The sequence below is a fragment of the Thiocystis violacea genome, assembly GCF_016583575.1.
Lineage (GTDB): Bacteria > Pseudomonadota > Gammaproteobacteria > Chromatiales > Chromatiaceae > Thiocystis > Thiocystis violacea.
This window is the reverse complement of the sequence record NZ_NRRG01000028.1, coordinates 1-11,366: the sequence shown is the minus strand read 5'-3', so window position 1 is coordinate 11,366 and position 11,366 is coordinate 1. Positions and strand designations below refer to the sequence as shown.

At 66.2% G+C, this 11,366-nt stretch carries 13 protein-coding genes; 12 read left to right on the top strand and 1 reads right to left on the bottom strand.

The genetic code is table 11. The features are described from left to right. Nucleotides 1–2,073, bottom strand: a complete 2,073-nt coding sequence (locus CKO27_RS13835) for a TonB-dependent receptor plug domain-containing protein (protein ID WP_200375494.1) — start codon at nucleotides 2,071–2,073, stop codon at nucleotides 1–3. Between the two features lie 189 nt (nucleotides 2,074–2,262). Between CKO27_RS13835 and CKO27_RS13830 the strand changes: the two genes are divergently transcribed. The 12 genes from CKO27_RS13830 to CKO27_RS13780 all read left to right on the top strand — a co-directional run bounded on the left by CKO27_RS13830 (nucleotide 2,263) and on the right by CKO27_RS13780 (nucleotide 11,341). Then, nucleotides 2,263–2,955 carry an SH3 domain-containing protein gene (locus CKO27_RS13830; RefSeq protein WP_200375493.1) on the top strand — a complete coding sequence of 231 codons (693 nt, stop codon included), beginning with the start codon at nucleotides 2,263–2,265 and terminating at the stop codon, nucleotides 2,953–2,955. Between the two features lie 44 nt (nucleotides 2,956–2,999). Then, complete coding sequence (locus CKO27_RS13825) at nucleotides 3,000–3,650, top strand: hypothetical protein (RefSeq protein WP_200375492.1); 651 nt, start codon at nucleotides 3,000–3,002, stop codon at nucleotides 3,648–3,650. Between the two features lie 116 nt (nucleotides 3,651–3,766). Further along, a complete protein-coding gene (locus tag CKO27_RS13820; RefSeq protein ID WP_200375491.1) occupies nucleotides 3,767–4,774 on the top strand; it encodes a L,D-transpeptidase in 1,008 nt (335 codons plus the stop codon). A gap of 160 nt (nucleotides 4,775–4,934) precedes the next feature. Beyond that, the gene (locus tag CKO27_RS13815) at nucleotides 4,935–5,258 is read left to right on the top strand and encodes a hypothetical protein (RefSeq protein WP_200375490.1); all 324 of its coding nucleotides are present in this window, start codon (nucleotides 4,935–4,937) and stop codon (nucleotides 5,256–5,258) included. Nucleotides 5,259–5,307: 49 nt separating this feature from the next. Then, nucleotides 5,308–6,837: a TldD/PmbA family protein gene (locus tag CKO27_RS13810; RefSeq protein ID WP_200375489.1), complete on the top strand. Its 1,530-nt coding sequence runs from the start codon at nucleotides 5,308–5,310 to the stop codon at nucleotides 6,835–6,837. Then, nucleotides 6,830–8,191, top strand: a complete 1,362-nt coding sequence (locus tag CKO27_RS13805; RefSeq protein ID WP_200375488.1) for a TldD/PmbA family protein — start codon at nucleotides 6,830–6,832, stop codon at nucleotides 8,189–8,191. The genes CKO27_RS13810 and CKO27_RS13805 overlap by 8 nt, the downstream gene beginning before the upstream one ends. A 41-nt stretch (nucleotides 8,192–8,232) precedes the next feature. Beyond that, nucleotides 8,233–8,787, top strand: coding sequence for a hypothetical protein (locus CKO27_RS13800; protein WP_200375487.1), 555 nt, complete (start codon nucleotides 8,233–8,235; stop codon nucleotides 8,785–8,787). 369 nt (nucleotides 8,788–9,156) lie between these two features. Next, nucleotides 9,157–9,837 (top strand): hypothetical protein, encoded by a 681-nt coding sequence (locus CKO27_RS13795; protein WP_200375486.1) that lies wholly within the window; start codon nucleotides 9,157–9,159, stop codon nucleotides 9,835–9,837. Between the two features lie 41 nt (nucleotides 9,838–9,878). Continuing rightward, complete coding sequence (locus tag CKO27_RS13790; RefSeq protein ID WP_200375485.1) at nucleotides 9,879–10,208, top strand: lysozyme inhibitor LprI family protein; 330 nt, start codon at nucleotides 9,879–9,881, stop codon at nucleotides 10,206–10,208. Between the two features lie 26 nt (nucleotides 10,209–10,234). Then, nucleotides 10,235–10,621, top strand: coding sequence for a helix-turn-helix domain-containing protein (locus tag CKO27_RS25195; protein ID WP_338116035.1), 387 nt, complete (start codon nucleotides 10,235–10,237; stop codon nucleotides 10,619–10,621). A 74-nt stretch (nucleotides 10,622–10,695) separates the two neighbouring features. Beyond that, entirely contained in the window at nucleotides 10,696–10,977 is a 282-nt protein-coding gene (locus tag CKO27_RS13785; RefSeq protein WP_200375484.1) for a type II toxin-antitoxin system RelE/ParE family toxin, read from the top strand. A 13-nt stretch (nucleotides 10,978–10,990) separates the two neighbouring features. Then, nucleotides 10,991–11,341: a HigA family addiction module antitoxin gene (locus tag CKO27_RS13780; RefSeq protein WP_200375483.1), complete on the top strand. Its 351-nt coding sequence runs from the start codon at nucleotides 10,991–10,993 to the stop codon at nucleotides 11,339–11,341. Nucleotides 11,342–11,366: the final 25 nt, after the last annotated feature.

The following is an 11,366-nucleotide window of genomic DNA, read 5'->3' as shown; positions in this document are numbered from 1 at the left end:
TCAGAAGGCGTAGCCGATGGTCGCGGTCAGGATCCGCCGGGGACCGATGAGGCCGCGGGCAAAATCGGTCAGCTCGCTGGCTGGATAACGGATCTCGGCATCGAGCAGATTGGAGACGTTGAGCGCGGTATAGACCCCTGGACCAGGCGGATCCCAGCGCAGGTTGAGACCCAGATTCCAATAGGCGGGCACGGGTTCGCCCAGACGCTCGACCACACCCTCGACCGGGCCGGCGACGAAGTCCCAGTCGGATTCCATGCTGTCGACATAGTGGGCGTACAGGGCGTAGGTGAAGTCGCCACGACGGTAGTCGGCCTTGAGCTTGGCCAGGAGCGGCGGCGAATAGCCTGGCTCCAGCTCGGAGCGCTGGTCCTCGGTCCCTTGCCAAGTGGCGCTCAGGCTCAGCGTCAGCTCCGGAAGCGGCCGTGCCTCGGCGCTCAGCTCCAGCCCGCGCGTCAGCCACAGGCCGGAGTTGTCGTAGCCGACCACATAGTCGCCGGTCTCCGGGTCGAATGTCTGAATGGTGCGCGCGATCTTGGAGGTCCGGTTCCGGAACAGGCTCGCGCTCAGCGTCCAGCGCGGGTCGGTCAGCGCATAGACCAGCTCAAGGGTCTCGATCCGCTCGGGATCGCTGGTGCGGACGGTGTCGACGTCCTGGGCGGCGTTGCCCCAGACGAGCTTGAGGACCTGACTGGCGGACAGACTCCAGAGTGCCGCGACCCGTCCGGTCAGTTGAGCGCGGTCGTCGACCGGCAGGTCGGTCTGGGTCCAGGTGTCGTCCAGATGATCGTACACCCTGAAACGGTAGCGCTCCGGCAGCCAGGTCAGCCGCGCGCCAGCGACCAGGCGGAGCCGCTGTCCGAGGTCATAGTCGATCTCGCCGAAGAGATCCTGCTGCCGCGGGGAGTCGATCTCACGGTCGGCGACCACGAAGGATCGCACCCTTGGCCGGTTTTCGAGCTGATCGAGCAAGCGCCAGCGATAACCGAGGAGCGCGCCAAGCCGCTCGTTCGGCTGCCAGTGCAGGTTCAGCTCCAGCTCCCAGCGGCGCGAGCGCTGGAGCTGGCTCCCATCGATGCCGTCGTAGAGGAAATCCAGCCGATAGGCGTCGTAGGTCTCCTGGCCGTGGATGCCGGTGAAGCGCAGACCCAGGGTGTCGCCGAAGCGGTGCTTGTAGCCGAGCGCGGTTTGCAGGGTTTCGAGACGCAGCCCACTGCCCTCGTCGAAGGCCGGCGTGAAGCCGTAGATCCCGTAGTCCAGTTGGCTGTACCTGAGATCGGTGCTCCAGCCGTGCCAGCCCGCGGACAGATCCAGGCTCCCGCGCCGCTGCCAGAGGTCGCCGTCCAGGTCGCGATGCATGTCAGGCGTCAGGGTCGCGAGCTGAGCGGAACTCATCATGTCCGCGTAGGCGCCGTCCAGTCCGTCGGTGCGCCAGCCGCCGGCGTTCATGACCAGGAAGCCATCCCGCGAGCGCCCTCCCAAACGCGCGAAGAGCTGTCCGCTGTCGCGGCTGCCGACGCTGGCCGAGACCCGCGCGCCGTCCGTGTCGAGCGCGTTGGTGACGATGTTGACGACGCCCTGGAAGGCGTTGTTGCCGTACATCACGGACATGGGGCCACGGATCACTTCGAGGCGGTCGATGGATTCGATGGGGATGTTCAGCCGCGCGATCTCGGGCACCGATAGCCCCTTCTGGCGCGAGGGATGTTGAGGGATGCCGTTGACCAGGAACTGCACGCCGCCGCCGACCGTCCCCCGGCTGCCGATGAAGCGGTCTTCCGCGTTGTCGAGGATGAAGAAGCCCGGCACGTTGCGCAGCGCGTCCTCCAGGGTGGCATAGCCGTAGCGGGCGATCTCCTCGCGGGTCACGACGCTGATGCTGGCGGGGATGTCCCGGATCTCGGCCTCGCGCTTGCCTGCGGCGACGACCTCCGTTTGCAGGAGATCAGCGAACGGAAGGTCCAGGAGGGTGTCGGCGCGCAAAGGGTCTGGAAGGGTCCAGGCGAGCAGGATCGGCGTCAGGGCGAAGGCACCGACAAGCGCCGCGCGACGGTGACGCCAAGAGCCAGGCATCAAACCCTGTCCGGAATGGAATCCGTCATACACATCAGGAACCCCCGTCAGGAATTTCCTGACAGGGAATTCCTGATTTCCAAGTCGTGTTTTGTCAGTATCATCAAAGAATAACGCGATATTCGTGTCCGTGCGCGCTCGCGGGCGAATCAATCGAGCCTGACGAGGAATGATGAAATGGAGAGTCGCATGAAGACGTTCGGCCTCTGGCTCCTGGTTCTTTCCACCTTTGTATCCTCGCTCCACGCGGACGATGGGATTCGCGAGCAGCCTGTGCATTTCAAGCCGGGTAGCGAAGGAACGACCGTCAAAGGGCATCTGACGGGCCGCGAAGACATCGACTATGTCCTCGGTGCCAAGCGCGGTCAGCGGATGACGGTGGTCCTGCACGCCGAACACCCACAGCTCTATTTCAACGTCCTGCCTCCGGGCCGCGAGGAGGCGATCTTCATCGGCAGTACCTCCGGGGATCGGTTCGAGGGCGATCTGCCGAGTAACGGCAACTACCGTATTCGCGTCTATCTGATGCGCGCCGCCGCCCGACGCGACGAATCCGCGAGCTATCGGCTCGACATCCGCATCGAGGGGGCAGTAGATACCGGTGAGCCCCGTCCCGGCGTTGATTTCGCCGATGGGCTCGCCGGTGGTCCGGACTACTGGGAGGTGACCGGCCTCGCCCGCAGGGACACCCTGAACATGCACGCCAGCGCCTCGCCCAACGACCGCGTGGTCGACGAGTTGGACGAGGGCGATGTGGTGCGCAACCTGGGCTGTAAGCTCGTCCAGGGCCACCGCTGGTGCCGGGTCGCGCGACCGGACGACAACCGCCCCAAGGGCTGGGTCGCCGGACGCTATCTGCGCGAGTCGTCCTATCAGCCCTGACTGAATTCAACCCAACCCTGCCATCCAACACCGAGGCCATCGCCATGCGTCCGACTCATCCCTTGCACCGTCCCTCGACCATCCTGCTGAGTCTAGCGCTCGCGGCGCCTGGCGCCGCGTTCGCCTACGGTAGCGAGGATGCGATCCGTGATTGCGAGAACCGCATCAGCGGCGAATACAACCTGACCGATCTGCGCGAGGCCCATGCGACTCAACTCGACGGAGAGAAGCACTTCAGCGTCAAGGGCAAGGCCAAGGTCGACGGCGATAAGTACCCCTGGGGCTGCGAGGTCAAGAACCGTCATGTGACCATGGCCGAGTACGACGGCCCCAGGCCCGAGAGCCTGAGCAGCGCCGAGAAGCTCGCGATCGGCGCGGCGGCGGCCGTGGCGATCGGAGTCGCCGCCAACGAGGCGGGCAAGGAGCGGGGCGATACCGAAGAGACCTACAGGAAGCCTGGCCAGCACGGGGGGCACGGCGGCTCCGGGGCCGCCGCGCTCCAGGATCTGGTGGGCGCCAAGGCGAGCAGCGGCGAGATGGAGATGGATAACCGTGGTTACGAATACGCGTCGGGCAGCAAGGGTGGCGGCAGCTCCTATACGAACTGGGTCAAGGGCTCGCATTGCGTCACGATCCGCACCGAGAACGGGCACTACCGCTCCATCGTCGATGTGACCATGCTGGATTGCGAGTAAGCGTGGTCCGCGAGAGCCCGACGCGGCGCGCCTTCTGGTACGACCAGCACGGCGCGCCTTCGCCATCGCCCCCTCGGGTCTCATGCCCTTGAAACGACTGACAGGATTTCCCGACGATGCCGCCGATCGATCGCCGTACCGCTCTCCTTCGACTCGCCGCCCTAGGGGCGGCGCCCTTCATCCTAGTGCACCGAGGCTCGCGCGCCGAGGTCGTCAAGGAGATCCATGCCCTCAAGCCCGGCGAGTTCACCTGGCATCCGGAGCGCTCGCCGCAAGGCTCCGTGGCCGTCGTCGTCTCGCTGCCCGAGCAGATGACGCACGTCTATCGCAACGGGGTGCGGATCGCCGTCTCCACCTGCTCGACCGGCAAGCCGGGCCACGAGACGCCGAACGGCGTCTTCGTCGTGCTGGAGAAGGACAAGGACCACCGCTCCTCCACCTACAACAACGCCCCCATGCCCAACATGAACCGGCTGACCTGGGACGGCATCGCGCTGCACGCCGGCAAGCTGCCCGGCTATCCGGCCTCGCACGGCTGCGTGCGTCTGCCGATGGGCTTCTCCGAGAAGCTCTGGAGCGTCACCCACGTCGGCACCCCGGTCATCATCGCCGGCAGCCATTCGGACCCCTGGGAGCTGACCCATCCGGGCCTGGTCCTCGCTGGCTACGCCGAGCACGAATTCGAGCGGGCCGTCGCGGGTCTGTCCGGCAAGCGCCATCCATCCGACTGGGACGCGGCAGCCGAGTATCCAGTGTCCACGGTCATCGCCTCCTCGGCGGATCGCAAGCTGGAGCTGATCGAGAACGGCGAGGTCGTCGCCGAGGGACGGCTCGCCGGCTCGGGTGGCAAGCTCGGCTCGCACGTCTTCGTCCTGAACGGGAGCCATGCCGGGGCCAAGGGTCTGTCCTGGCACGCCATCAGCCACCAGGAGACGGCGGGGGCGGATCTCGGAGCGGGACGTGGCTCGCCGGACGCCCTGATTACCCGGCTCACGGCCGACAGCGCCTTCCAAGGGGCCGTCGAGCGTAGCCTGCATCCCGGCCTGGTGCTGGTCGTCACGGACAACCCGCTGCACCCAGACCGGCGTTCCGGCAAGGACTTCGTCATCATGAGCAGCGCCTGATCGCTCTCGCCCACCAGCCGTCAACCCCGGTCACCGAACGAGAACCCCCACCGTGCCAGCGCCTCCGATCGTCGATGCTGGCGAGTCCCATCCAATCCCAAGTTGCCGACCGCGCCGGTTGCCGACCGCACCGAGCGCGGTTGATCCAAGGAGACGCACGATGAACAAGGTCCTTCCGCTCGCGCTGCTGGCCGCGGCCTCCCTGGCCGGCTGCGTCGACGCCGACTCGACCAGACCCATGGAGACCGCCGCCGTGACCGGCGGCGATTTCACGGGTGTTCCGGCACGCGCCTGCCGCGCGGCGATCGCCAAGCAGACGGGGCTCTCGACGTCGGATGTCGCGGTCTTCGACGTCGCCGAGTCGGAGGCTGGAAGCACCGTGGAGGCGACCGTGGCCACCGCCACCGCCCCCTGGCGCTGTCACACGAATCGGTCCGGACGGGTCAGCGACGTCATGTATACCGGTAGCGAAGGCGCGCTCTGACGCCATCCGGCCCTCTTGCTCAAGGCATCGCGCCTGGGAGATCTTCCGCATGAACCGACGCCATTTCCTCGCCACCGGCACCGCCGGTCTCGCGAGTCTGACCCTACCGACCTTTCTCCGCGCCCAGCCGCAAGCGACGGACCTGACCGCCCCCGCGCCGGCCAATCCCTTCCTCGACTGGTTCGGCATCGACGAGGCCGCGATCCGCCGCGTCATGACGGAGCTGACCGCCAGCGGGGCGGACTTCGCCGAACTCTATTTCCAGCACAAGCGCACCAACCTCATCCGGATGCAGGACGGGCTGGCCAGCCAGGCAACGAGCGACATCGCCCAAGGCGTGGGGCTGCGGGTGGTGGTCGGGGATCAGACCGGCTTCGCCTTCACCGAGGATCTGACGCCCGAGTCCATGCTTCAGGCCGCCCGTACCGCCGCGACCATCGCCAGCGGTGGGCGCGCGACCCTGCCGGCCCATTTCGATCCCAGGCGGCAGGGCGATCTCTATCCTGTCAAGCGGCCCTGGTCCGAGGTCGGGCTGGACGAGAAGCTGCCGCTGATCCAGAAGGTCGAGGCGATGCTGCGCGCCGCCGATCCCGCGATCGACAAGGTGACGGTGCAGTTGACCGACACCGACGAGCGGGTGCTGATCGCGACCCTCGACGGCCGACTGCTCACCGACCGCCGCCCAAGCGCGCTGCTCGGCCTGATGGTGACCGCCAAGCGCGGCGACCAGACCCAGAGCAATCAGGTTTCGCTCGGCGCGCGTGACGGGATCGGCTTCTACACCGATGCCCGCCTCAAGGAACAGGTTGACGAGGTGGTGGCGCGCACCCTGGTGCTGTTCGACGCCCGGCGCCCGCCGGCCGGCGAGATGCCGGTGGTGCTCGCCGCCGGGGCCAGCAGCGTGCTGCTGCACGAGGCGATCGGCCACGGCATGGAGGCCGACTTCAACCGCAACGGCACCAGCATCTATTCGGACATGATCGGCAAGCCGGTGGCCGCGCCCTTCGTCACCGTGGTCGATCAGGGCAACCTGCCGCACGAGCTGGGCACGCTGAACATGGACGACGAAGGCAACGCCACCGGTCGCGCTGTCCTCGTCGACAAGGGGATTCTCAAGTCCTATCTGCACGACAGCATCTCGGCCCGCCACTATGGGTTCCAAGAGCATGTCGGCTCCGGGCGGCGCGAGTCCTACCGCTTTCCGATCATGGCGCGCATGACGACCACCTTCATGGAGAACGGCCCGCACAGCCGCGACGAGATTGTCGCCTCCATCCAGCACGGCATCATCGCCGAGACCTTCACCGGCGGTCAGGTCGCCATCGGCCCCGGCGACTTCACCTTCTATGTCAAGAACGGCTGGCTGGTGGAGAACGGCAAGATCACCGCGCCGATCAAGGACGTGAACCTCATCGGCAACGGCCCGGAGGTGCTCAAGCGCATCACCATGGTGGCGGACGACTTCAAGCTCGACCCCGGCGGCTGGGTCTGCGGCAAGAACGGACAAAGCGTCCCGGTCTCGATCGGCATGCCCTCGGCCCTGGTCTCGCGCATGACGGTGGGAGGTGAAAATGCCTAATCACGACACGACAGCGACCGACACGCTGCTGAAGCTCGCCCAACAGGCGGTGGAGATGGCCCGCGCGGCAGGGGCCAATGACGCCTGGGCGACGGCCGTCCAGGACCGCGGCCTGAGCTATGCCTTTCGCGACGGCAAACCGGAGACCGTCTCGGACTCCACCAAACGGGGGCTAGAACTGAAGCTCTATGTCGACGGACGTTATGGCGTCTATTCGACCACCGACCTGCGCGAGGCGCGGCTGCGCGACTTCATTGCCGAGGCGGTGCCGCTCACCCGCCAGTTGCAGGCCGACCCACAGCGGCGCATCACCCCGCCGGCACTCTTTCCGACCGCCTCGGCCGATGGGTTGCAACTGGTCGATCCGCGGATCGCGGGGCTGACCCGCGAGCAACGTCTCGCCTGGTGCCGCGAGTTGGAGGCGGTCGTCCGTGGGGAGCCGACGCTGATCTCGACCATCAGCTCGGTCGAGGACGGTCAGAAGCTCGTCGCCGACGCCAGCTCCAACGGCTTCAGCGGTGCCTATGGCAAGACCAGCGTCGGCTTCTTCCAGCAGGTCTCCTTGCGGGACACCGGGCCAGGTGAACGTAAGGGCGGCAGCGAACGCCGCGCCGAGGGCGAAGACGGGGCCGCCTGTCTGCATCTGGACGATCTGCCGAGCACGGCACGCATCGGCGAGCAGACCCTGGCGCGGGCACGGGCGCGCCTGGGCAGCCGCCAGGGACCGACCATGAAGGGTACCCTGGTGGTCGAGCCACGGGCCGCGATGCGACTGGTCAGCGACCTGCTCGCCCCGGCCACGGCGGGCAACATCTCGCAGGGTCAATCCTTCTGGCCCAAGCTGATGGAGACCCAAGCCTTCAGCGACAAGCTCACCATCATCGACGATCCGCTGCGCCCGCGCGGCCTAGAGTCCCACCCCTATGATCGCGAAGGCATCGCCGCCCGTCCCCTAATCCTGATCGAGCGCGGCGTCCCCAAGACCGTCTACGCCGACACCTACTATGCGGCCAAGACCGGGCTGCCGGTCACGACCGGCGCCCCCTCGAACCAGATCGTCCAGCCCGGCGAGCGCGCGCTCGCGGAGATCATCCGCGCGGTCGGCGACGGCGTCCTGGTCACCGCCTGGGCCGGCGGCAACGCCGATCCGACCACTGGTGAATTCTCCCAGGGACTCAACGGGCACATCATCCGCGGCGGCGAGATCGCCGAGCCGGTGGTCGGCATGATCGTCACCGGCAACCTTAAGACGCTCTTCGCCAGCCTGGTGGAAGTGGGCAACGACCCCTTCCCCTATTTCGCGCTGCGGACGCCGACGCTGGTGTTCGAGAACGTGCAGTTCAGCGGGGCCTGAAAGGGCCTCAAGCGTCATCCCTCATCATTTGGAGAACACCCATGAAACCGATTCTTGCCATCGTCCTGCTCGCCGCCCTGCCGCTCGCCGCCCCCTTCTCTGCCCAGGCCCAGATCGACAAAGCCTCTCCCGCCGCCAAGCTGTGCGTGACGAAAATGGCGCAGGAGACCGGCGAGCCGAAATCCGAGGTAGCGATCTACGACATGAAAGTCTCGGAGGCCGCCACTGTGGTGTTCATGACCGTCGGCAGCGAATCCGGGGCCTGGAAGTGCTTCGTGACTCCGCAAGGCCGGTTCGACGGTTTGGAGCGCGTGGAAGACGAGTCGACCGCACCCGTGCGCGGCGGTGGCAAGACGTCCGGCGGCGTCCCATTTTTCAATGGCACCTGTCCCGGTGGCATTGAGGTGCATGCCGACAAGGGAGGGCCTGTGTATCTAAACGGCAAGGAGGCGAAGCTCAAGAAGGTCAATAAGGAGTATTACGAAGCCACGGGCGCGGGGATTACGCTCTCCATCGCCATCAACCCGGACGACTCGGTCACCCTCAGCTACACCGGCAAGCACGGTGCCAATGGGATCTGTCAGGTCTCCGACTGACGCCATTCGCCGCTCGGCGCGGTCGCCAGGCCGGTCGCGGCCAGGCGCCGTGCCTCGAAGACGGACGCGGCCGGCTTACGGCGTTCCGGAAATGATCCAGCAGGCTTTCAACGAGACCTTCAAGGAGCGGAACTAGAGCGCGATCCTCGCCGAAACCAGGCGCGAGGCGGTGGATCGAATTGCGGCGCGTGGTCGGCGCGCGTCCCGGTTGACCGAGACGGCGTCTGGTTCCGCCCGCGAGGACGCCCGCCCCTGATGCGCCACCCCGATCAGACCTGTCCCTTTGCTAGCGATGCGATCAGCGACCGCGATCGACCCAACCAAGCGCCTTCCAAATCCAGGCTTCAACAACAGAGGAGCGAGACAACCATGCATCAGACCAAGCACATCCACACCCCCGTCGCCGCACTGCTGACCCTGGCCCTCGCGGCGCCCGGTGGCGCACTGGCCTACGATCAATCCTCCGCGATCAGCGACTGTCAGTCGCAGATCTTCAATGACGCCCGCTATCACAACCCGCATGGGGCGAGCGCCACGGAGACCGGCCGTCACTCCTACAAGGTCAACGGCCTGGTCAAGGACCGTCAGAACAAGGACCATCGTTTCAACTGCCGCATCGAGAATCGTGAGGTGGTGAGCTGGAACGTCAGCCCCGAGGGCGGACATTCGGACTCCGACAGCAAGGCGGCCATGATCGGCGCCGGCATCATCGGACTGGCCGTCATCGCGGCCGCGGTCAGCCAGGACAAGGGGCACCAGGACAAGCGCGACGCCTATGATCGGGGCGAGGGCTACGCGCTCGACGACATGGACTACCTGAAAAAGGAATGCGCGCACGAACTGCGTTTCCATCTTGAGCGCGACTATGGCGATGTCAGCGATCTGCGGCTGAAGCATCCCTACCTGAGCGGCCGCACCCTGACCGGCAACGGTCGTGTCTCCTTCGAAGACAGCGATTCGCGCGACCTGTCTTTCACCTGCGACTTCGACCGCCGTGGCGGCATCCATGACGGGCGTTACACGCTCATCGGCCCCGGCTACGCCGACTGATCGCCAGCGCCCATCCCTTCTCACCCAACAGGAGACCTTGTATGCGCGTGCACGCCTTCGCCATCCTCCTCGCCAGCGCCGCGCTCAGCCTGCCGGCGTTTGCCGCCAGGCCGAGTTTCGACTGCGGCCAGGCCACCCACGAGGCTGAGCAGATGATCTGCAAGGACGCGGAATTGGCCCGGCTCGACCGCGAGCTGACCCATCTCTATGCCCAGGTGATGGATGACATCCCAGTGCGCGATCAGAAGGAACTCAAGGCCGAGCAGCGGGGTTGGGTCAAGGGCCGCAACGATTGCTGGAAATCCAGCGACCAGCGCGGCTGCATCGCCGACGCTTATCGGGACCGGATCGACGAACTGGAGGATCGCTGATCGCGTCCTGACCCGGCCGCACGCGCTTGACCCGTCGGGGCATCAGTCCCCGACCAGATCCTCGCCCTCGTCCTGGCGCCGACCGCGCCCGAGCCGACCGCGCCGGTCTTTGCCCTCATCGCGGCGGGCGGCGCCGACCCGAGTATCCCATCGCCCGCGAGCTGATCGCGGCGCGCGCCCGCGTGGGCCCAAGCCAGTCCGAGCTGACCGAACGCATGGGCACATCGCAATCCACCGTGGCCCGTCTGGAGAGTGGGCGCACCTTCCCCAGCCTCGCAGGGGGCGCTGTACGGGGTGTACGGCGCCATGCTCGAAGGTCAGGGCAAGGGCACCAGCGCCAGGCACTCCGCGAGCATGTTCCGGCACATCCCCGATTTTGTTCGCGGTCGAGGGGGCGAACGTGCTGCCGATAAAGCGGGGGGCCGCATGAATCATGGGGACAATACTAACGCTTGACGGAACTAACGCGCGTCGTTAGTGTCTTATCATGATCAAGACCTTCACCGACAAAGCCACCGCCGCCCTGTTCGCTGGAAAGCGGGTGAAGGCGTGGGGGCCGGATCTAAGCCGACAGTCCCAACGCAAGCTGGCGATGCTCAATCGCGCGGCGTCCCTGGATGATCTGAAGGTTCCGCCGGGGAATCGGCTGGAGTTGCTGGCGGGTAATCGGGAAGGCCAACACAGCATCCGCATCAATGACCAATGGCGGGTCTGTTTTGAATGGCGCGACGGGCACGCCTGGGGTGTCGAGATCGTTGACTATCACTGAGGGGCAAACAGCCATGAATATTGCCGTTGAATCCTTGCACGAATGTGACTTCTCCGACGTCGCCGATGGCGACCTGTCGCCCGTGCCACCGGGCGAGATCCTGGCCCATGAGTTTTTGGAGCCGCTAGCGATCACGCCCTACAGGCTCGCCAAGTCGATTGGAGTGCCCCAGCAACGGGTGGGCGAGATCCTGGCCGGCAGAAGGTCCATTACGGCGGATACCGGGCTGCGCCTGTCGCGGTTCTTCGGAATGAGTGATGGGTTTTGGATCGGGCTCCAGGCCGACTACGACATGGCAAAGGCACGGGCGAGCCTGGGCGATGCCTTGGGCCGGATCGCGCCTTTCAGCCAGCGCGCGGCATGAAATGGTGACGCGGGTCAATCTGGGG